At 42.3% G+C, this 22,374-nt stretch carries 18 protein-coding genes; 10 read left to right on the top strand and 8 right to left on the bottom strand.

Going from position 1 to position 22,374, the window contains the following annotated elements:
* Positions 1-4: 4 nt before the first annotated feature.
* The 5 genes from HMPREF2766_RS00825 to HMPREF2766_RS00845 all read right to left on the bottom strand — a co-directional run bounded on the left by HMPREF2766_RS00825 (position 5) and on the right by HMPREF2766_RS00845 (position 5,512).
* Complete coding sequence (locus HMPREF2766_RS00825; RefSeq protein WP_009729491.1) at positions 5-991, bottom strand: LacI family DNA-binding transcriptional regulator; 987 nt, start codon at positions 989-991, stop codon at positions 5-7.
* Positions 992-1,000: 9 nt separating this feature from the next.
* Positions 1,001-1,801, bottom strand: coding sequence for a DUF1189 domain-containing protein (locus tag HMPREF2766_RS00830; protein WP_070567174.1), 801 nt, complete (start codon positions 1,799-1,801; stop codon positions 1,001-1,003).
* Between the two features lie 181 nt (positions 1,802-1,982).
* On the bottom strand, positions 1,983-2,825 hold the full coding sequence (locus HMPREF2766_RS00835; RefSeq protein ID WP_001065651.1) for a sugar ABC transporter permease: 843 nt from the start codon (positions 2,823-2,825) through the stop codon (positions 1,983-1,985).
* A gap of 1 nt (position 2,826) precedes the next feature.
* Positions 2,827-4,119, bottom strand: a complete 1,293-nt coding sequence (locus HMPREF2766_RS00840; protein WP_000414940.1) for a sugar ABC transporter permease — start codon at positions 4,117-4,119, stop codon at positions 2,827-2,829.
* A gap of 124 nt (positions 4,120-4,243) precedes the next feature.
* Positions 4,244-5,512, bottom strand: a complete 1,269-nt coding sequence (locus HMPREF2766_RS00845) for an extracellular solute-binding protein (RefSeq protein WP_000095457.1) — start codon at positions 5,510-5,512, stop codon at positions 4,244-4,246.
* 475 nt (positions 5,513-5,987) lie between these two features.
* On the opposite strand from HMPREF2766_RS00845, the gene malQ reads away from it, so the two are divergent.
* A complete protein-coding gene (gene malQ, locus HMPREF2766_RS00850) occupies positions 5,988-7,505 on the top strand; it encodes a 4-alpha-glucanotransferase (protein ID WP_049501519.1) in 1,518 nt (505 codons plus the stop codon).
* A gap of 24 nt (positions 7,506-7,529) precedes the next feature.
* The gene (gene glgP / locus HMPREF2766_RS00855; RefSeq protein WP_070567176.1) at positions 7,530-9,788 is read left to right on the top strand and encodes a glycogen/starch/alpha-glucan family phosphorylase; all 2,259 of its coding nucleotides are present in this window, start codon (positions 7,530-7,532) and stop codon (positions 9,786-9,788) included.
* Between the two features lie 62 nt (positions 9,789-9,850).
* Here the strand turns inward: glgP and HMPREF2766_RS00860 are convergent, their stop codons facing one another.
* On the bottom strand, positions 9,851-10,699 hold the full coding sequence (locus tag HMPREF2766_RS00860) for a putative RNA methyltransferase (protein ID WP_044020094.1): 849 nt from the start codon (positions 10,697-10,699) through the stop codon (positions 9,851-9,853).
* Between the two features lie 151 nt (positions 10,700-10,850).
* Here HMPREF2766_RS00860 and HMPREF2766_RS00865 point away from each other — a divergent pair, with 151 nt between their 5' ends.
* Together HMPREF2766_RS00865 and HMPREF2766_RS00870 are read left to right on the top strand one after the other, a co-directional pair.
* Positions 10,851-11,129, top strand: a complete 279-nt coding sequence (locus HMPREF2766_RS00865; protein WP_000910910.1) for a DUF6110 family protein — start codon at positions 10,851-10,853, stop codon at positions 11,127-11,129.
* 1 nt (position 11,130) lies between these two features.
* Positions 11,131-13,191, top strand: a complete 2,061-nt coding sequence (locus HMPREF2766_RS00870; RefSeq protein WP_000008775.1) for a heavy metal translocating P-type ATPase — start codon at positions 11,131-11,133, stop codon at positions 13,189-13,191.
* Between the two features lie 77 nt (positions 13,192-13,268).
* Here the strand turns inward: HMPREF2766_RS00870 and tyrS are convergent, their stop codons facing one another.
* Positions 13,269-14,525, bottom strand: coding sequence for a tyrosine--tRNA ligase (gene tyrS / locus HMPREF2766_RS00875; RefSeq protein ID WP_044020095.1), 1,257 nt, complete (start codon positions 14,523-14,525; stop codon positions 13,269-13,271).
* A gap of 140 nt (positions 14,526-14,665) precedes the next feature.
* On the opposite strand from tyrS, the gene pbp1b reads away from it, so the two are divergent.
* From pbp1b to HMPREF2766_RS00905, 6 genes are all read left to right on the top strand, one after another.
* The gene (gene pbp1b, locus HMPREF2766_RS00880; RefSeq protein WP_070567178.1) at positions 14,666-17,173 is read left to right on the top strand and encodes a penicillin-binding protein PBP1B; all 2,508 of its coding nucleotides are present in this window, start codon (positions 14,666-14,668) and stop codon (positions 17,171-17,173) included.
* Between the two features lie 77 nt (positions 17,174-17,250).
* Entirely contained in the window at positions 17,251-18,162 is a 912-nt protein-coding gene (locus tag HMPREF2766_RS00885) for a DMT family transporter (RefSeq protein ID WP_008284424.1), read from the top strand.
* Between the two features lie 84 nt (positions 18,163-18,246).
* The gene (gene dapD / locus HMPREF2766_RS00890; RefSeq protein ID WP_000127448.1) at positions 18,247-18,945 is read left to right on the top strand and encodes a 2,3,4,5-tetrahydropyridine-2,6-dicarboxylate N-acetyltransferase; all 699 of its coding nucleotides are present in this window, start codon (positions 18,247-18,249) and stop codon (positions 18,943-18,945) included.
* Between the two features lie 61 nt (positions 18,946-19,006).
* Positions 19,007-20,137, top strand: coding sequence for an N-acetyldiaminopimelate deacetylase (locus tag HMPREF2766_RS00895; RefSeq protein ID WP_070567180.1), 1,131 nt, complete (start codon positions 19,007-19,009; stop codon positions 20,135-20,137).
* A gap of 11 nt (positions 20,138-20,148) precedes the next feature.
* Positions 20,149-20,688: a 5-formyltetrahydrofolate cyclo-ligase gene (locus HMPREF2766_RS00900; RefSeq protein ID WP_070567182.1), complete on the top strand. Its 540-nt coding sequence runs from the start codon at positions 20,149-20,151 to the stop codon at positions 20,686-20,688.
* Complete coding sequence (locus HMPREF2766_RS00905; RefSeq protein WP_070567184.1) at positions 20,672-21,352, top strand: rhomboid family intramembrane serine protease; 681 nt, start codon at positions 20,672-20,674, stop codon at positions 21,350-21,352. The genes HMPREF2766_RS00900 and HMPREF2766_RS00905 overlap by 17 nt, the downstream gene beginning before the upstream one ends.
* Positions 21,353-21,468: 116 nt before the next feature.
* Here the strand turns inward: HMPREF2766_RS00905 and galU are convergent, their stop codons facing one another.
* Positions 21,469-22,368 (bottom strand): UTP--glucose-1-phosphate uridylyltransferase GalU, encoded by a 900-nt coding sequence (gene galU / locus HMPREF2766_RS00910; protein ID WP_000811022.1) that lies wholly within the window; start codon positions 22,366-22,368, stop codon positions 21,469-21,471.
* Positions 22,369-22,374 lie beyond the last annotated feature (6 nt).

The raw sequence follows: 22,374 nt of genomic DNA on the forward strand, positions 1-22,374 counted from the left end.
GTCTTTATTTTTCGATAATTTTGTGTCCAATCAACTGGCGGTAACAAATCTGTTTATTGTTTTTGGCATCGTTAATAATCTGGAGAATGGTTTCAAAGGAAACGCGCCCGAGTTCTAAGCTATTGATATCCACATAGGCTGCCAAGTTCAGTTTAGGGTTGACCGAGTCAAAGCTGAGGACAGGGACATCCAGTTGGTGTTTTACGATGTAATCACAGACCCCTGCAGCAAGAAGGCTATCAATAGTAATAATAGCATCAATATTTGGATCATGCTCGAAGAGAAGTTTACTAAAGCGATAACCATTATCTTCAAGAAATTCGGTCGCAAAGTAGGTCAGATTTGGATCAATAGGAAGTTGGTATCGTTTAAGAGCTAACTCATAACCCATTAGACGATCTTGTGTTACGAAAAGTTTTTTGGTTCCTCCGATGAAGGCAATTCGCTTGCATCCTTTTTTGATGAAATATTCTGTTGCATCAAAACCTGCCTGGACATTGTCATTATCGACGAGCGGAATGAAGGGAGATAGAGATTTACCTAAGATAAGGAAAGGAAATTGCTCATCTGCTACTAGCTTAACCAAAGGATCCTCTTCTTGGGCATAGAGGAAAATCAAACCATCTACACGCTTACCATAGACCATCTGGGAAATAGCTTTGAGCCGCTCTTTTGCATCTTTCCCCGTTGCAATCTGGATAGCATAGTGGTTCTCAGATGCCACTTGGGCGATCCCTCGTAGAACAGATGGGAAGAAAGGATTTTGGTAAAAGGCATCCGAGTCGTCAGGAAGCACCAGGCCGATAACTTGAGTATAGCTACTTACCAAGCTACGAGCATTGAGATTGGGGTGGTAGTTGAGCTCCTTCATCGCCTTGCGAACTCGTTTTTTGGTTTCATCACTAATCGTTGATTTGTTTTGAATAACGCGGGTAACAGTTGAAGGTGAGACACCTGCTGCCTTGGCCACGTCTTTAATCGTAACGGGCATAAAAATCTCCTATTTATGATAATCTGGATCACGGAAGTGTGTCTTGTAAAAAATGGTGACCAGATAAAGAACAAAAAGAATGTTTTGTACAGTGATAAGGGTTGCCATATTTTGGCCAAAAAGTCCCAAAATAAGCGTAATCAGAGTGGGTAATCCTAAACAGTTCAAGATAAAATGGTAGCACTCTTTAAAGGTCCTAAATGAAAAGAGGCGTGATCTTTTAGTGATATAAAGGAGAAAGCTAGCTCCAAGAGAGACAATGAAGAAATTCAATCCAAAGAGAAAGCTTGCACCAAGAACGAGAAAGAGACTGATATAGACCCGGTTTTGTTGATACCAGTCTTTAGAAATGGCCTGGGTAAGATCTTCCTTACTCTGGAAACTCTCCGTTTGAATCGCGTGGTAGCGAATGCGAGTCAGTTCCTTACTTTCCTTGCTGATGACGAGTTCTTCCGTATCAAAATGAAGTTGCAAGTCCTTTGGAAATTCATTGCTTTGGCTTGGACCAATTAAAAGAGAAGGCTGATGATTCTTCGTACCTGAGTAGTTCAGCTTTCCATCAACGATTTGTGTATTCTCTGACAAATCCATGATGGCTTCATCTGTCAGCGGTGTATAAACATTATCGATAAAGGTATCCAGTGGATACGTTTCCTGTGAGCTGTTTTGAATGGCAATCGGAACCATAGACAAGCTGATGAGGAAAATGCTCGTAAAGAGAAGCTGAAACCAGTTGAGTCCGAAACGTTTTGACAGGGGCTTACGAAATCCCCAGATACTAGAGAAATACGAGAATGGATATGGAAGCATAGGCATCTTTCTAAAAGGTGTTTTCTATATGAGTATTATTATATAGAGAAATGTGCTTTATTTCAAGTCTAGTAGATAAATTGCTGATTGAAAAGCGGATTTTGCTACTATTTGCGATCTTGTGTCCAATCCTGCAGCTTTAGCAACAAGATCCAAAATGAAAAAGGGTGGCGGGGATAGATTATCCCTTGTCGCCACCACTTGTAAGTCCTGAAACAAAGTTCTTTTGTAGGAAGAAGAAGAGAATACAGATTGGAAGGGCGATGAGGATAGCACCTGCTGAGAAGTAGGCAATCTTCAAGTTTTTCACATTGCTGACAAAGGTCTGTAGACCAACGGCAACTGTAAAGTATTCTTTCTCACGAAGCAAGAAACTAGAGAGGATATAGTCTCCGAAAGGTCCCATGAAGGCCCAGAGCGCTTGTACTGCAACCATTGGGCGAACAAGAGGGAGAACAATTTGCCAGAAGCGACGGAAGTGTCCTGCACCATCAAGTTTTGCTGATTCATCAAGAGACATTGGTACTGTGTCGAAGTAACCTTTCATCAACCAAGCGTTCATTGGGATACCACCACCAACATATAGGAAGATGAGGAACCAGCTATGGTTAAGGGCATTCAACATAAGGGCCATAACGAAGAAGGCAGTCAAAGCGGCCATTGTTGGTACCATTTGGATGATCAAGAAGAAGACCAAACTTTGTTTACGAGCCAAGAAGTTGTAACGACTGTAGGCATAACCAGCAAGTACGATGATGCTTGTTTGGACAGCCATTGTAATCAAGGCAATGATCAAGGTATTGAGATACCAAGTGCCGTACAAGGTTTCAGTGAAGAGTCCTTTAAAGTTATCAAAACTAAAATCGACGTTACCATCTAGTTTAAAGGCTACCACGTTACCAGACTTGAAGGCTGACATAATGGTAATCAAAAGTGGATAAATAATGACGATTGATAAGCCAATCAAGTAGAGGTAAGTGAGGGTTTGAGTCAGTCTACGTTTGAGTTTGATTGAGTTATTCATCTTAGACGTCCTCCATATCAAATGCGTGTAGTTTCTTGAATGCAATCATAGAGATAGAGATGACAATAATGGAGATAATCAAGGTAACAGCTGCCGCCATAGAGTATTGTGGGGCTGTACCTGTTGTCAAACGGTAAATCCATGAGATCAAGATATCAGTTGAACCGGCTCCACCACCAACGCTACCAGGTCCTCCACCATTAAAGAGATACATGATAGAGAAGTTGTTAAAGTTGAAGGTGTATTGGCTGATCAATGTTGGAGCTGCAACAGCCAAGATCATTGGGAAAGTGATGTTGCGGAATTTTTGCCAAGCATTGGCACCATCGATGTAAGCCGCTTCGTAGAGGTCGTTAGGAATAGACTGCAAGATACCCAAGGTCAAAACGTAGATGTATGGGAAACCTAGCCAACCTTGCATCATAATCAAGGCAATCTTAGTCCAAGTCGGATCGGTTTTCCAAGGGATAAGAGCTCCATCTAGGAAAGGAAGAACCTTAGACAAAAGAGGCAAGACTTGGGTGTTGATGGCACCAACACTATCATTAAACATGTTTGAGAATGTCAAGATAGTGATGAAGGCTGGAACTGCCCAAGGAAGAAGGAAAATAACACCGAAGATACGTTTTCCTTTGATAAATGGTTGGTTGGCAATGATGGCAGTAAAGATACCAATGACAATCTGCAAAGTAGAAGCAGATAAAGCCCAGATAATGGTCCAAGAAAGAACGGAACCAAAGGCTGAACGGAAGGTACTCAAACTCCAGATGTTTGTGAAGTTCGTTAAACCAACCCAGTCCAACAATTTGTTTGGTGGCAAGTGTTGGAAGTCGTAGTTGGTAAAGGCAATCATCAAGGTTACGATAACAGGGAAGATAATTGCAAATGTCATCGCTACATACGATGGGATGATTAAAAGGTATGGGAATCCATTTTCATAAATGCCTTTAATCATGTCCTTGAAGGTACGAGCTACGGGAATACCGTTGTTGATACGTTTAGCAGTCGTATGTGCATCCTTGATATTAAAGATGTAAAAGAGCAAGTAAACGACAACAAAGATAGAATGGAAAGCACCGCGAATCAGCATGAAGAGTGAATTATCACGGCCAGGTTTGTCACCAAGGGTGACCAAATTGCTTAATTCAGGGGTTGCAAGTGTTAGAAAATACAGAACAAATAGAACAGTAATGCCAAGGAAAATAAATCCTTTAGCTTTTTGTTTGTTATAGATTTGTCCTAAACCAGGAATGATTGACAGCAAGGCTGCTTTGCGAGGCTGTTGTTTTTCCATGATTACTCCTTTCATAGGATGCGAGTTTAAACTCGGATTCAATCGTAAGATACGTACATCTGATAAGAAGCATATCTATAAATTCAAAGGGGGATTTTGCTTCCACCCCCCTTGAACAATTCAATTAGTTACCAAATTTTTGTTGGATTGTTTCCTTGATCAATGTTACAGCATCGTTAGCAGCTGTTTTCGCATCTTTCTTACCACTTACAGCATCAAAGAGCATAGTTTTTGCTGGATCCCAAACTGTTGACATTTGTGAGATGTTTGGCATTGGTTGAGCGTTCTTGAACTGTTTGATAACAGCTGTAGTCAACTCATCGTTTTTGCCTTCAGCATAAGTACGAGCCTCAGTGTTAGCTGGGATTTCATTGGTTGCATCGTAGAATGCTTTTTGTTGTTCAGTTGAAACTAGGAAGTCTACAAATTTTTGAGCGCCTTCAAGGTTCTTAGTGCTTGATGGGATGATCCAAGCTTTACCACCACCGAATGCTGCGTAATCTTTACCGTTTGGAAGAGTTGGGATAGTCGCAACACCGTAGTTTACTTTAGCATCTTTAAAGGATTGAGCTTTCCAAGGACCATCGATGATAGCAGCTGTTTTGCCTTCTTGGAATTGAGTTTGGATCAAGTTACCAGCACCTTCAGTATCTTGCATACCTTTAGGCCATTTTTCGTACCAAGATTTAGCGTATTCGATACCTTTGATTGCTCCGTCGTTTGCAAGACCGATATCTTTAGGATCTTTACCATTTTGACCGAATACATAACCACCGTTACCAGCAAGGAGTCCATATGCGTAGTAGAAGTTTGTCCAGTCAGCTAAGAAGGCAGTAGTTTTGCCATCTTCACCAGCGAAAGCATATTTGCTATCTTTTGCAAGTTCTTCTAGTTCAGCAAAAGTTTTTGGAGCTTCTTTTAGCAAGTCTTTGTTGTAGTACATTACGAGAGACTCGATAACGGCTGGAGCACCATAGACTTTACCACCAACAGTTACAAGAGATTTAGTAGTATCGTCTGTTTTCGCACCATCACTAAGAGTTACTTCTGAAAGTTGTCCGTCAGTACCAAGGCTACCTACACGGTCGTATGGAGCCATCATAACATCAGGGGCTTTACCAGATTGGTTGTCAAGTGAAAGGTTATCAAGACCACCCATTTGGTCTCCTGTTTTGATCGTAACTTTTACGCCAGATTCTTTTTCGTAAGCTTTTGCAGCTGATTCAGCGAAGGCTTTATATTGGTCTTCAACGTAGAAAGTGATTTCTTGTGCTTCTGAAGAGCTAGTATCAGCTGCTTTGTCAGCAGATTTGCTTCCGCAAGCTACCAAGAGCAAGCTAGCGAGAGTAGCAGTTCCGAGCACAGCAGCGCTCTTCATGAATTTAGATGACATAGTGTATTCCTCCTAAAGAATAACAGTATAATTTATTTAGAAAACGCAAACGTTTTCTTTTATGAGCCTAGTATAGCACAAATAGAAAACGGTTGCAAGCGTTTTTAAAAAGTTTTTTAAAAAAATTTTAAGGTTTCAAACATTTGTTAAAGCCTTTATATAGGAAAAAACTTAAAATGTTTGTTTCTCTTGAATGGAAAATATATTAGGGAAACGATTGCGTAAATTCTGCTCGATTTTTCAGAAAATAGAGCAGCTGTTTGGAATGAATTATCTTAAATCAGAAAATCTTTAAAATTTTTTTGGCTCATTTCATAAAATATCAGTGGGAACAAGTTTTGTTTGATTAAAATAATTCAAAAAAATTTTTTAAAACCGCTTGCATTTGTTTTTGAAATGCGTTATACTTAAATCAACGCAAACGTTTGCGCCTTGATTTGCGCAGCGTTTTATTACAAACACATGAGGTGCTATTATGAAAAAACGTCAAAGTGGTGTGTTGATGCACATCTCTTCTCTTCCAGGAGCTTACGGGATTGGATCATTTGGCCAAAGCGCCTATGATTTCGTTGATTTCTTGGTTCGTACCAAGCAACGTTACTGGCAAATCCTCCCTCTTGGGACAACAAGCTATGGAGATTCTCCATACCAATCATTCTCAGCCTTTGCTGGAAATACGCATTTTATCGACCTTGATATCTTGGTAGAGCAAGGCTTGCTCGAAGCCAGTGACCTTGAAGGTGTTGACTTTGGTAGCGATGCATCTGAAGTTGATTATGCGAAGATTTATTATGCACGTCGTCCGCTTTTAGAAAAAGCAGTTAAACGCTTCTTGGAAGTGGGAGATGTCAAAGATTTTGAGAAGTTTGCTCAAGACAACCAATCATGGCTTGAACTCTTCGCTGAGTATATGGCGATCAAAGAGCATTTTGACAATCTTGCTTGGACAGAATGGCCAGATGCAGATGCTCGTGCCCGTAAAGCTTCAGCGCTTGAAAGCTACCGTGAGAAATTGGCAGACAAGTTGGTTTACCACCGTGTGACACAATACTTCTTCTTCCAACAATGGTTGAAATTGAAAGCCTACGCTAACGATAACCACATCGAAATCGTTGGGGACATGCCTATCTACGTAGCGGAAGATTCAAGCGACATGTGGGCAAATCCACACCTCTTCAAGACAGATGCCAATGGTAAAGCAACTTGCATCGCAGGATGCCCACCAGATGAGTTTTCTGCAACTGGTCAGCTTTGGGGCAACCCAATCTATGACTGGGAAGCAATGGACAAAGACGGTTACAAATGGTGGGTTGAACGCTTGCGCGAAAGCTTCAAGATCTACGATATCGTTCGTATCGACCACTTCCGTGGTTTCGAATCTTACTGGGAAATTCCTGCTGGTTCCGATACAGCAGCACCTGGTAAATGGGTGAAAGGTCCAGGCTACAAACTCTTTGCAGCCGTTAAGGAAGAGCTTGGTGAGCTAAACATCATCGCAGAAGACCTTGGTTTCATGACAGATGAAGTCATCGAGTTGCGTGAACGTACTGGCTTCCCAGGAATGAAGATTCTTCAATTCGCCTTCAACCCAGAAGATGAAAGTATCGATAGCCCACACTTGGCACCTGCCAACTCTGTTATGTACACAGGAACACACGATAATAACACTGTTCTTGGTTGGTACCGTAATGAAATCGACGATCCAACTCGTGAATACATGGCTCGTTACACGAACCGTAAAGAGTACGAAACAGTGCCACACGCAATGCTTCGCACAGTCTTTTCATCTGTTAGCTTCATGGCTATTGCAACTATGCAAGACTTGCTAGAACTAGATGAGTCAGCTCGTATGAACTTCCCATCTACTCTTGGCGGAAACTGGTCATGGCGTATGACAGCAGACCAACTCACACCAGCTGTTGAAGAAACTTTGCTTGACTTGACTACAATTTATCGCCGAATCAATGAAAATTTGGTAGAATTAAAGAAATAAGACATTATCAGGAGACACATAAACATGTTACCATTAAACGAATTTGTACAAAAACGTTACAATAAAACCATTGCAGAATGTAGCAATGAAGAGCTTTACCTTGCTCTTCTTAACTACAGCAAGCTTGCAAGCAGCCAAAAACCAGTTAACACTGGTAAGAAAAAGGTTTACTACATCTCAGCTGAGTTCTTGATCGGTAAACTCTTGTCAAACAACTTGATTAACCTTGGTCTTTATGACGAAGTTAAAAAAGAGCTTGCAGCTGCAGGTAAAGAGTTGATCGAAATCGAAGAAGTAGAATTGGAACCATCACTTGGTAACGGTGGTTTGGGACGTTTGGCAGCCTGCTTTATCGACTCAATCGCTACACTTGGTTTGAATGGTGACGGTGTTGGATTGAACTACCACTTCGGTCTTTTCCAACAAGTTCTTAAAAACAACCAACAAGAAACAATTCCTAACGCTTGGTTGACAGAGCAAAACTGGTTGGTACGCTCAAGCCGTAGCTACCAAGTGCCATTTGCACACTTCACATTGACATCTACCCTTTATGATATTGATGTACCTGGTTACAAGACAGCTACTAAAAACCGCTTGCGTTTGTTTGACTTGGATTCAGTTGATTCTTCTATCATCGAAGATGGTATCAACTTTGACAAGACAGATATCGCTCGCAACTTGACTCTCTTCCTTTACCCAGACGATAGCGACAAGCAAGGTGAATTGCTCCGTATCTTCCAACAATACTTCATGGTTTCAAACGGTGCGCAATTGATCATCGACGAAGCAATCGAAAAAGGAAGCAACTTGCATGACCTTGCAGACTACGCTGTTGTACAAATCAACGATACTCACCCATCAATGGTGATTCCTGAATTGATCCGTCTCTTGACTGCGCGAGGTATCGAGCTTGATGAAGCAATCTCAATCGTACGAAGCATGACTGCCTACACTAACCACACAATCCTTGCTGAAGCCCTTGAAAAATGGCCTCTTGAATTCTTGGAAGAAGTGGTTCCTCACTTGGTACCAATCATCAAAGAATTGGACCGTCGTGTGAAAGCAGAATACAAAGACCCAGCTGTTCAAATCATTGATGAAAACGACCGTGTACACATGGCTCACATGGATATCCACTACGGATACAGTGTTAACGGGGTAGCAGCACTCCACACTGAAATCTTGAAGAATTCAGAGTTGAAAGCTTTCTACGACATCTACCCAGAAAAATTCAACAACAAAACAAACGGTATCACATTCCGTCGTTGGCTCATGCATGCCAACCCAAGACTGTCTCACTACTTGGATGAGATTATTGGAGAGGGTTGGCACCATGAAGCGGATGAGCTTGAAAAACTCTTGTCATACGAAGACAAGGCTGCTGTCAAAGAAAAATTGGAAAGCATCAAAGCTCACAACAAGCGCAAATTGGCTCGTCACTTGAAAGAACACCAAGGTGTGGAAATCAATACAAACTCTATCTTTGATATCCAAATCAAACGTCTCCACGAGTACAAACGCCAACAAATGAACGCTTTGTATGTGATTCACAAATACCTTGACATCAAGGCTGGGAACATCCCTGCTCGTCCAATCACAGTATTCTTTGGTGGTAAAGCAGCTCCTGCCTACACAATCGCCCAAGACATCATCCACTTGATCCTTTGCTTGTCAGAAGTGATTGCAAACGATCCAGCAGTAGCTCCACACTTGCAAGTGGTTATGGTTGAAAACTACAACGTTACTGCAGCAAGCTTCCTTATCCCAGCATGTGACATCTCAGAACAAATCTCACTTGCTTCTAAAGAAGCTTCAGGTACTGGTAACATGAAATTCATGTTGAACGGAGCCTTGACTCTTGGTACTATGGACGGTGCTAACGTGGAAATCGCTGAGTTGGTTGGCGACGAAAACATCTACATCTTTGGTGAAGATTCAGAAACTGTTATCGACCTTTACGCAAAAGCAGCTTACAAATCAAGCGAATTCTATGCTCGTGAAGCTATCAAACCTTTGGTTGACTTCATTGTGAGCGATGCTGTTCTTGCAGTAGGTAAGAAAGAACGCTTGGAACGTCTTTACAACGAATTGATCAAAAAAGACTGGTTCATGACTCTCCTTGACTTGGAAGACTACATCAAAGTCAAAGAGCAAATGCTTGCTGACTACGAAGACCGTGACGCATGGTTGGATAAAGTCATCGTTAACATTTCTAAAGCAGGATTCTTCTCATCTGACCGTACAATCGCTCAGTACAACGAAGATATCTGGCACTTGAACTAATAATTACATAACTTAAACCCGTACCTTGAAGGTGCGGGTTTTGTCTTATCTGAAAGTTTTATTTACAGTGCTTTCCCAACCAAAATCTCTGCCTCAATGGTAATCTCTGTCAGTTGACTCCAGTCAATTTTGGTCTGGTCAACATGAAAGAGAAGGGGGGTCATGCTAAGTAAAGCTTGGCGTTGCTCGGCTGTGATGGGTTTGGTTAGGGAAGCTATTTGGATAGATTGGATGCTGAAGTATTCCTGGAAATGTTCCTTGATATCTTGGTTGGAATAGTCCTTGTTTGTCAGCTGGTCTTGTACCCTTTGACGGATTTCTTTGAGGTGATTTTCAGTCGGGATGACCTTGATCAAGATGCCATCTTTGGATAAAACGCGACGGAATTCCCCATAGTTGGCAGGTGAAAAGATGTCGAGCAGGATATCCATACTGGCGTCTTTTATAGGAAGTCGAGCCAGGTCACCGACAAACCAATTAACTGACCAGTTGAGTTCACTTTTAGCTGCGATTTGGACCGAGTCTTTTGAAATGTCAAAGGCATAGAAGGTTTTATCAGAGTGACTTTCTTGGAGTTTACGAGAGTAGAAACCTTCGCCACAACCGATATCCAAGACTGTTTTTGCGGATGGATTAGTTGTTAGTAAGTCCGAGATACCTTCTAAAATAGCCTGATAAAAACCAGCTTCAAGAATTTGCTGGCGGTTTTGGAAGTTTTCCTTGTCGTAGTTGGCAGATTGCTTGATTTGCGGAGCCAAGTTGACATAGCCGAATTTTGCCAGATCAAAAGAATGGCGGTTGCTACACTTGAGGCTAGACTCTACCAAGGCCAGATTTTCTTGGCAGATAGGGCAGGAAAAGGCAGTCGCAGAAGCAAAACGCTGAAGTTTGGGTTTGAGGTTTGTATTCATAGTTTAAGTGTATCAAAAGAGGCAAATGAAAGCAACTTTAGAAATAAGTAGATGGGAGATTCAGTAGAAATAAAACTAATTCTCCAATTTATAGAATAAAATTGCTTTTATATCTAAATTTCTATATAATAATGATAAGGAGGAAATAAGTATGTTAAAAGAAGTATTAACCGTTGCAAAAGTTGCGAAAAAATCATCACTCTTTTTGGGTGGTGTCGCATTTGGTACCCTTGGTTTGAAAATCTTGGCAAGTAAGGAAGCTAAAAAAGGTTATTCTAAAGCTTTGGCTAAGGCTTACAAGTTGAAAGACGGGCTAGATGCATCTGTTTCTGTTGTGAAACAACATGGAGACGATGTCTTGCAAGATGCCAAATATTTGTACGAGCAAGAGAAAAAAGAAGAGCAATTAGATAGCCTTATAGGAGAATAATATGTCTTTTAAAGTGCTACATAGAGGATACCAACATATCCGACTATCATCTTCTTTTTCACTCACCTTGGATATTCAAGACTATCTTCGTTCCTTGGCGAGAGATGAAAAGGGGATTGAGTCTATCCAGTTTTACATGGATCAACAGCACTTTACTCTACGCATAAAAGAAGGCTTTTCTGTATTAGATAATGCAGAAGCCTTTTTAAAAAGAATTGATAAAGGGAAAGTTTCTGAGTTGATGACTCTTCCCATTCGTAGAGAAGAGAGTGCTTATTCTATTGTTTCAGGTGCAGCGATTAAGCGTGTACTTTTTCGTAGTTTTGTGCCGTATCCTATTCGCTATATATGGACTTGTTATCAGGCTTTGGGTTATATTAGAGAAGCCTATCAAACACTAGCGCGTAAGGAACTAACGATGGAAGTCTTGGACTGTTCGGCGATTTTATTGTCCTTGTTTATGAACCAATCCAAGACAGCTAGCAATATCATGTTTATGCTTGATTTGGGGAATCATTTAGATCAGTGGTCTTTGAAAAAAACTGCAACAGATTTAGAACAAAGCCTTCTTGCAAAAGAGAGCGACGTATTCTTAGTACAGGGCGATACGGTTGTTAGTATCAAGAGTTCCGATGTTCAAATAGGAGATGTCTTGGTCCTATCTCAAGGAAATGAAATTCTGTTTGATGGACAAGTAGTTTCAGGTTTAGGTATGGTCAACGAAAGTTCCTTGACGGGAGAGAGTTTTCCAGTTGAAAAAAGAGAGTCTGATTTGGTTTGTGCAAATACAGTATTAGAAACTGGAGAGTTACGCATTCGTGTAACCGATAATCAGATGAACAGCCGGATTTTACAACTGATTGAGTTAATGAAGAAATCTGAAGAAAACAAGAAAACGAAACAACGCTATTTCATCAAGATGGCGGATAAGGTCGTCAAATATAATTTCTTGGGGGCTGGGCTAACTTACCTATTAACAGGTTCTTTTTCTAAGGCTATTTCTTTCCTATTAGTCGATTTCTCCTGCGCTTTGAAAATCTCTACTCCTGTAGCTTATTTGACAGCTATCAAGGAGGGGTTGAACCGTGAAATGGTGATTAAGGATGGGGATGTTCTGGAGAAATATCTGGAAGTTGATACTTTCTTGTTTGATAAGACGGGAACAATCACAACTAGTTATCCTATAGTTGAAAAGGTGTTACCTTTTGGGGACTATAGTGAGGAAGATATTCTCAGAATCAGTGCCTGTCTTGAGGAACACATTTATCATCCTATTGCTAATGCCATCGTCAAGCAAGCTGAGATAGAGGGAATTGAACATGAGGAAATGCATGGGAAACTCCAATATATTGCAAGCAAGGGGATCAAATCTCATATAGATGGCCAACCAGTTCTTATTGGGAATTATGTCTTGATGCAGGATGAGCAGATTCATATCAGTTCAGAACAAAATGCTTTAATTGAAGAGTACAAGAGTCACTACAATCTCTTATTCTTGGCTTATCAGAATGAATTGATTGGAATGTTCTGCATTCATACTCCTTTGAGAAAAGAAGCAAAAGCAGCCTTGGAGAAACTTAAGGCACAAGGGAAAAAATTGATTCTGGCAACAGGGGACACCTTGGTTAGGACAGAGGAATTAGTCAAAGATTTGCCCTTTGATCAGGTCTATACAGACTTGAAACCTGATGGGAAATTTGAGTTAGTAGAGGAACTGCAGAAAGCAGGTCACACGATTTTGATGGTTGGAGATGGATTGAATGACTCAGCGGCTCTAACCCTATCAGATATCGGTGTGGTGATGAATGAGAGTGCAGATATTTCTAAGCAGATGAGCGATATCTTATTGTTAGATAATCGTTTGGATTTCTTCCAAGAGTTGGATTGGCTATCATCATCTTTGCAAACACTCATCAAGAAGAATATTCAAGATACCGTTGTCGTAAATAGTAGTTTGATTGGCTTTGGCTTGTTTAATTGGCTCAGTCCTTCAAACCTCTCTATCCTACATAATCTAACAACCTTACGCATAGTCCTGCGTAGCCTGTCTATTAAGGGATAGGTGGGGACTATTCACAGCAAAAAGGAGTTACCTTTCTCGAGGGTAACTCCTTTGTTTATAGGTAAATGTTTAACAATTTAGTAAGTCAACACAAAGTATTTCTTCTTCCCGCGGCGGATAACAGTGAGTTCGTTTTCTAACTTATCTGCGTCACTCAAGACATAGTCAAGGTCTTGGATACGGTCGCCGTTGACGTAGATAGCTCCGTTTTGGACGTCTTCACGGGCTTGGCGTTTTGAATTCACCACACCAGATGACACGAGGAGTTCCACGATATTGTGGTTTTCGTCTGCTTTTACTTGGTAGTTTGGCACTCCACGAAGTCCTTGTTTGAGTTCTTTGACAGAAAGGTTTTTGATGTTTCCAGCAAAGAGTTGCTCGGTGATGTTAAGGGCTTCTTTGTAAGCTTCTTCTCCGTGAACAAGAGTCACGACTTCACGAGCGAGGACCTTTTGTGCCAAGCGTTCGTGTGGAGCCGCTTCAAACTCTTTGCGGATGTCTTCAATCTCATCGAGTGACAAGAAGGTAAAGATTTTCAAGAAGCGAACAGCGTCAGCATCCATCACGTTCATCCAGAATTGGTACATTTCGTATGGAGAAGTCTTTTCAGGGTTAAGCCAAACTGCGTTTCCTTCTGACTTACCAAATTTCTTACCAGTTGCGTCTGTGATGAGTGGAACAGTGATCACGTGACCAGTCTTGTCAGCCTTACGACGAAGCAATTCGGTACCAGCTGTCATATTTCCCCACTGGTCAGAACCACCGATTTGCAGAGTAACATTGTAGTCTTGGTTAAGGACATAGAAGTCGTACCCTTGCATGATTTGGTAGGCAAACTCAGTGTAAGAAATCCCTGTCTCGATCCGTTTCTTCACAGATTCCTTACTCATCATGTAGTTGACAGTGAAGTATTTTCCGACGTCACGGAGGAAGTCAATGAAGCTGATACTGCCAAACCAGTCGTAGTTGTTGACCATGACAGCCTTATTTTCACCATTTTCAAAGTCAAGAAAACGAGAAAGTTGCCCTTGGATAGACTTGACCCAGCCCTCTACTGTGTCTTTTGTTTGGAGACTACGCTCAGCATCTTTGAAGGACGGATCTCCGATGAGACCTGTAGCACCGCCAACGAGCGCATATGGTTTATGACCTGCTAACTGCAAGCGACGACTGGTCAAGATTGCGACAAGGTGGCCGAGGTGAAGGCTATCAGCAGTTGGATCGTAGCCAGTATAATAAGAAACTTGACCTTCTTCTAGGGCTTTACGCAAAGCTTCTTCATCAGTCGTTTGAAAAATCAAACCACGCTCTTTTAGCTCATCAAAAATGTGCATGTGTCTTTTCTCCTTTATAAAATATTGTTTCTACCTATTGTATCACAAACTCGGACAATAGCCTAGTGGAATAGGGAAGAAAGTGGCTATTTTATTGAAAGTTTCCCTTTTATGGTATAATAGAGAAAGCGAGGACATTCATGAAAGAAAGAATTAATGAATTAAAAACAAAAATGCTGCATTTTTTCCAGCAGCTAATGCAACGAATTGCAAAATGGAAGAAAAGACTAGCAGAAAAACTGGCTAATAAGAAAACCGGTAAAAAGGGGGCCTCTTCTGACAAAGTTAGAAAGGCTGGGTCTATTTTTGCTAAAGTTTTGAGTGGGTTTAAAATAGTTTTTAACACTCTCTTTATCCTAGGCTTTATCGGTGGACTGTTTGGCGCTGGTGTAGCTATGGGTTATGGAGTCGCTCTATTTGACAAGGCCCAGGTCCCTCAAGCAGAAGAGTTGGTCAAGCAAGTGAAGGATATTGCCTCCATCTCAGAAATCACTTATTCTGACGGCAGTACCATTGCCTCGATCGAGGGCGATTTATTGCGCACTTCAGTCGCTTCAGATGCTATCTCAGACAACCTTAAGAAAGCCATTGTTGCGACAGAGGACGAGCATTTCAATGAGCACAAGGGAGTTGTGCCTAAGGCCGTTATTCGTGCGACCTTGGGAACCTTTGTCGGTCTAGGCTCGTCTAGTGGTGGTTCGACCTTGACCCAGCAGGTCATCAAGCAGCAAGTGGTGGGGGATGCTCCAACTCTAGCTCGTAAGGCTAAAGAGATTATTGATGCTCTAGCTTTAGAACGGGCTATGGGTAAGGATGAGATTTTGACAACCTACCTTAACATAGCTCCTTTTGGTCGCAATCATAAAGGTCAAAATATTGCAGGTGCCCAGCAGGCTGCAGAAGGAATCTTTGGGGTCAATGCTTCGGATTTAACGATCCCTCAAGCTGCCTTTATCGCAGGGTTGCCACAGAGTCCAATCAGTTATTCTCCTTATGAATCTGATGGTAGTATGAAGAGTGATGAGGACATGGCTTTGGGAATTAAGCGTGCCAAGGATGTCCTCTACAATATGTACCGGACAGGGGCTCTAAGTCAGGAAGACTACGATAAGTACAAAGATTATGACTTTAAGAAAGACTTCCTACCATCAGGTAGTGTTAGTGGTACTTCGCGTGACTATCTCTACTATGCAACCTTGGCAGAAGCTACTGACCGCATGTACGACTACCTTGTCCAACGAGATAATGTCTCTGCGCAAGAATTAAAGAATGAGTCCATTCAGAAATCCTATCGCGATTTAGCCACTAAGGAAATTGAAAATGGTGGATATAAGATTACGACAACTATCAATAAAAATGTTCATGCTGCGATGCAAAATGCGGTTGCGACCTACGGCTATCTGCTAGATGATTCGACAGGCCAGCCTGAGGTGGGGAATGTCCTCATGGACAACCAAACGGGAGCTATCCTTGGATTTGTTGGTGGTCGTAATTATCAAGAAAATCAGAACAATCACGCTATCGATACCAAGCGTTCTCCAGCTTCAACCACAAAACCTATATTGGCCTATGGTATCGCTATTGACCAAGGTTTGATGGGAAGTGCAAGTATCTTGTCAAACTATCCTACCAACTTCTCAAACGGGAATCCCATCATGTATGTCAATAGTCCTGGTACGGGCATGATGACATTGGGAGAAGCCCTTAACTACTCATGGAATATCCCAGCCTACTGGACGTATCGTACGCTTCGAGAGAAGGGTGTGGATGTCAAAGGCTATATGGAAAAAATGGGTTACGAAATCCCAGAATATGGGATTGAAAGTTTACCGATGGGTGGGGGGATTGACGTTACAGTTGCCCAGCATACCAACGGGTATCAGACTCTAGCCAACAACGGAGTTTACCATAAGAAACATATGATCGCAAAGATCGAGTCAACGGATGGTCGAGTGGTATACGAGCACAAGGATGAGCCTGTCCAGGTTTATTCAAAAGCGACAGCAACCATCATGCAAAGTCTCCTTCGGGATGTTATCTCGTCTCGGATTACTTCAAGTTTCCAGACGGACTTGACTACTATCAATCCATCCCTAGCTCGTGCTGACTGGATCGGAAAAACTGGTACGACCAATGAAGATGAAAATATGTGGCTCATGCTTTCTACACCTCGCTTGACTTTGGGTGGCTGGTTAGGTCACGATGATAACCGACCACTAGCCAAAGGAGCAGGCCACTACCGTAATGCCAACTATATGGCCCACTTGGTCAATGCTATCCAACAAGCTGAACCTGGAATATGGGGGAATGAGCGCTTTAATCTGGATCCAAGTGTGACCAAGTCGCAAGTTCTCCGGTCTACAGGCCAAAAGCCCGGCAAAGTTTCCATCAATGGTAAGGAAATCGAACTTTCTGGATCAACAGTAACGAGCTACTGGGCTACTAAAGAAGGTGCCCCAGTGACCACCTATCGCTTTGCTATTGGAGGAAGCGATGCAGATTATCTGAACGCATGGAAGAATATTCTAGGAAGCATTCCAGCAGTGACTCCTCCAAGCTCAAGTTCAAGCAGTAGCTCTGGAAGTTCAAGTTCGAGTGGAAATACTCAAAGTGGTTCTTCAGGACGTTCACGTCTATTTAATCGTTAAGAAAGAGTAGTAGCAAGGTTAGTAATTTCTCCTTGTTGCTACTTTTTTCTTTGTTGGTTTCGTGTTACAATAATAATATGAATCATTATCAGAAAAAGATTGTTAAGGGAACAGTATACTCGCTACTCTCAGGCCTAATCTGGGGGATTTGTGGGATTTTAGGAGAGTATTTTTTCACTCATTATCCAGTGTCTTCTGGATGGATTACTTCTATGCGTTTATTAGTGGCAGGGAGTTTGGTTTTAGGTTTATCTGCTTTTCAGTTGCGTAGCCGCTTGTTGGACATCTGGCGTGATAAGAAAAATTATCTACCTTTTTTAGCCTATGCTATTCTAGGTATTTTTTCTGTGCAATTTTTCTTTTATCTCTGCGTTGAGTATTCCAATGCGACGACGGCGACCATTTTGCAATTTATCAGCCCTGTTTTTATCCTGTTTTACAATCGAATCATTTACCAGAAGAAGGCTTCTATTACAGCTGTGTTCTATGTTTTGATTGCCATGCTAGGTGTTTTTTTGATGGCTACAAAAGGGGATTTGTCCCAGTTATCCATGACACCTTTGGCTCTAGTGACAGGTTTGCTCAGTGCAGTAGGGGTCATGTTTAATGTTATCCTTCCCCAACGCTTTGCACGGCGCTACGGATTTGTTCCGACTGTTGGTTGGGGGATGATTCTGGCAGGTCTCTTTAGTAATTTCCTCTACCCTATTTATCGGATAAGTTTTCAAGTGGATCTGGTAAGTGTGCTGATTTGTCTGACGATTGCCGTGTTTGGTACAGCTTTTGCCTTCTTCCTATCTATGAAGGCTGTGTCACTCGTTTCCCCGCTGGTTGTATCAGTGGTGAGTGCTAGCGAACCGCTCTCTTCAGCTTTATTAAGTGTTCTTTTTCTGGGAATGGTCATGGATGGTTTTTTGGCCTTAGCTATGGTGTTGATTATCGTTCCGATGATTTTTTTATCTGTAGAGGAAGCAAAACAAGCCCAGTAAAGATGATTATTTGATAGTTGAGGCTTCAAATTTGAAGCCTTTTTTGGTAGAATAGGTATCATTATAACGAACCAGGAGGCACCTATGACTGCTACAAAAATGAACGCTCAAGAAATTATCCAATTTATCGCCAATGCTGAAAAGAAAACCAGTGTCAAAGTAACCTTTGAAGGAGAACTTGCAACTGCTGTACCTAGCTCTGTTGTCAAACTAGGAAATGTTTTATTCGGAGACTGGAAGGATGTTGCTCCGCTTCTTGAAGGTTTGGTAGAAAATCAAGATTATGTTGTCGAGCAAGATGCTCGTAATTCTGCAGTTCCTTTGCTAGACAAACGTGCGATCAATGCTCGTATCGAGCCAGGTGCTATTATCCGTGACCAGGTTGAAATTGGTGACAATGCTGTTATCATGATGGGAGCTGTTGTCAATATCGGTGCTGAAATCGGTGCTGGAACCATGATTGACATGGGTGCCATCCTTGGAGGTCGTGCTATCGTTGGGAAAAACAGTCACGTTGGTGCAGGTGCAGTTTTGGCGGGTGTGATTGAGCCAGCTAGCGCTGAACCAGTCCGTGTCGGAGATAATGTTCTTATCGGTGCCAATGCAGTGGTGATCGAAGGGGTCCAAATCGGCAGTGGTTCAGTTGTTGCAGCAGGAGCTATTGTTACCCAAGATGTTCCAGAAAACGTGGTAGTGGCAGGTGTTCCAGCTCGTATCATCAAAGAAATTGATGCCCAAACCCAACAAAAAACAGCGCTAGAGGATGCGCTTCGTACCTTGTAAAAATAAAAAGAGGCGGATACTTCTTCCAGCCTCTTTCTTCTATCAAAAGGAGGATCGATAGATGTTAGATTTGATTCAGACTAGACGAGATTTACACCAGATTCCAGAGATTGGCTTGGAAGAGTTCAAGACTCAGGCTTATTTGCTGGATGTGATTGAGAAATTGACTACGGGCAAGGATTTTGTTCAAATTCGTATTTGGCGAACAGGGGTTTTGGTCTATTTGCAGGGAAGCCAGCCAAAGAAGACTATTGGCTGGCGAACAGATATTGATGGCCTGCCTATCGTCGAACAAACAGGACTGCCTTTCGCCTCTCAGCACCAAGGTCGCATGCATGCTTGTGGCCATGATTTTCATATGACTATTGCCTTAGGCTGTCTCGAACGCGCCCTGGAGGAACAACCCAAGAATAATTTGCTCTTTCTATTTCAGCCTGCTGAAGAAAATGAAGCTGGTGGCATGCTCATGTATGAGGACGGTGCTTTTGGAGACTGGCTACCAGACCAGTTTTATGGACTCCATGTTCGTCCGGATCTAAAGGTTGGACAGATTGCGACCAATACCCATACGCTCTTTGCAGGGACTTGTGAGGTGAAGATTCGTTTCAAAGGAAAAGGGGGACATGCAGCCTTTCCGCATGAAGCCAATGACGCCTTGGTGGCTGCTAGTTACTTTGTAACCCAAGTACAGTCAGTTGTCAGCCGCAATGTCAATCCCATCGAGGGAGCGGTGGTGACCTTTGGCCTTTTCCAAGCTGGAACAACCAATAATGTCATTACAGACACAGCCTTTTTGCATGGAACCATTCGCGCCTTGACTCAGGAAATGAGCCTCTTGGTACAAAAAAGAGTCAAGACAGTCGCAGAAGGGGTTGCAGCAGCCTTTGATATGGAAGTCGAAGTAGAACTCAAGCAAGGAGGCTACCTACCTGTTGAGAACAATCCAGCCTTGGCGCGTGAACTGATGGACTTTTTTGAAGAGAAAGACGGAATCGAGTTGATTGATATTGAGCCAGCTATGACTGGTGAGGACTTTGGTTATCTCCTTTCGAAGGTAGATGGCGTTATGTTCTGGCTAGGTATCGATAGTCCCTACGCCCTTCATCACCCTCAGATGAGTCCTAAGGAAGAAGCCTTAGCCATTGGGGTAGATGCGGTCTCTAGTTTCTTGAAAAAGAAGGCAGCAGAGTAGAGGAATTGTCTATGAAAGCTGAACTACGCAAGAAAATTTTGCAAGAAATGAAGGCTTTATCTCAGGAGCAAAAACAGGCTATGGATCGAGCTTTAACTGAGCATTTCTTACAACACCCTTTTTACCAAAAAGCCAAGACTATCGCAACCTATCTCTCCTTCCCTCATGAATTTCAAACGCAAGAACTGATTGAGCAGGCGCTGAAGGACGACAAAAAGGTTCTGATACCCAAAACCTATCCCAAGGGGCGCATGGACTTTGTGGTCTACGATCCGCAGCAGTTGGTAAAAACTTCCTTTGGTTTACTGGAACCGCAAGGAGACTTGGAAGTGGTGGAACCGTCTCAGATTGATTTGATTCATGTTCCAGGGCTAGCTTTTACGACAGAAGGCTATCGAATCGGATATGGTGGAGGATACTACGACCGCTATCTAGAACATTTTACTGGTCATACTTTGAGTACGGTTTATCCTTGTCAAATTCAGGAGTTTAACTTGGAAGACCATGATATTCCCGTCCAGGAGGTGCTAATCTATGAAGGAAATCTTTGATAAACGTTATCCTGTGACTAGTTTCTTCCTCCTAGTAACCGCATTGGTCTTTCTCTTGATGTTGGTTCTTACAGGTTTAAATTTTGAACGAGCAGATATCTTGCTTCAGTTTGGAGCCATGTATGGACCGATCATTCGCCTGTTCCCTGAGCAGATTTGGCGCCTTTTTTCGGCTATATTTGTGCATATCGGATGGGAGCATTTCATTGTCAATATGATTTCGCTCTACTTTCTTGGACGACAGGTGGAGGAGATTTTCGGTTCTAAGCAGTTCTTCTTTCTCTATCTATTATCTGGAATGATGGGCAATCTCTTTGTTTTTGCTTTCACACCGAAAGTTGTCGCTGCTGGGGCATCCACTTCCCTATACGGGCTATTTGCTGCGATTATCGTCTTGCGTTACGCAACTCGCAACCCCTATATCCAGCAGTTGGGGCAATCCTATCTGACACTTTTCGTGATAAATATCATTGGAAGTATTCTGATTCCAGGAATCAGCCTAGCTGGGCATATCGGTGGTTCAGTAGGAGGTGCCTTTCTAGCAGTCATTTTTCCAGTCAAATGGGAAAAAAGAATGTATAGCACCAGCCAGCGAATCGGAGCAACTGTACTTTTTATCGCACTAGCCGTTTTCCTTTGCTATAAGGGAATGAGCTATGTGTAGGGGGGAATAGTTAAATGCAAGCACCGATTCGGTTGCTAATAAGTCATCTGCAAAGATGGCTTTTTTTATTGCAAGCTTCAACAAAAAAGCCCTTAATTAAGAGCTTTGTTTTTCTTCTATTCCCCCTCAGCTAACTCTTTCCCAAGTTGGATGAGGTAGTCTTTCAAGTCGTCTTTGACTTGTGGGTGTTTGAGAGCGTAGTCGATGGATGTTTTCATAAAGCCAAACTTATCTCCGACATCGTAACGAGCTCCTTTGAACTCACGAGCAAATACACGTTGTGTTTTATTGAGGGTATCGATTGCATCTGTCAGCTGAATTTCATTTCCTGCACCTGGAGCTTGATTTTCGAGGATTTGGAAAATTTCAGGAGTGAGGAGGTAGCGTCCAATAATAGCAAGGTCGCTAGGAGCATCCTCTGGAGCAGGTTTTTCAACGAAGGTTTCAACGCTGTAAAGGCCGTCTTTTCCTTCGCCTTGCGGAGCAATAACCCCATAGGCAGAGACTTCGTCGTGAGGGACTGGCATGACAGCGATAGTAGACGCGTGGGTACGCTCGTAGTCATCCATGAGTTGTTTGGTAAGTGGAACAGCCTTTTCGTCTGTGATATCCATCAAGTCATCACCAAGCATAACGACAAAAGGTTCATTTCCAACGAAAGCTTTGGCTTGCAAGACAGCATCTCCGAGACCACGTGGATGTGTTTGACGGATAAAATGTAGGCGCATGCCGGTTGTTTCATCAACCAGCTTCAAAAGATCTGTTTTCCCTTTTTCTTTAAGGTTATATTCCAATTCGAAGTTTGAATCGAAGTGGTCCTCGATAGAACGTTTTGACTTACCAGTAACAACCAAAATGTCTTCGATACCAGACTTGAGGGCTTCTTCAACGATAAACTGGATAGTTGGCTTGTCTACGATTGGCAACATTTCCTTGGCCAAGGCCTTAGTTGCTGGGAGGAAACGGGTTCCCAATCCAGCGGCAGGGATGACTGCTTTTCTGACTTTTTGTTTCATGATGTT

The sequence above is a fragment of the Streptococcus sp. HMSC076C08 genome (assembly GCF_001810825.1).
GTDB lineage: Bacteria > Bacillota > Bacilli > Lactobacillales > Streptococcaceae > Streptococcus.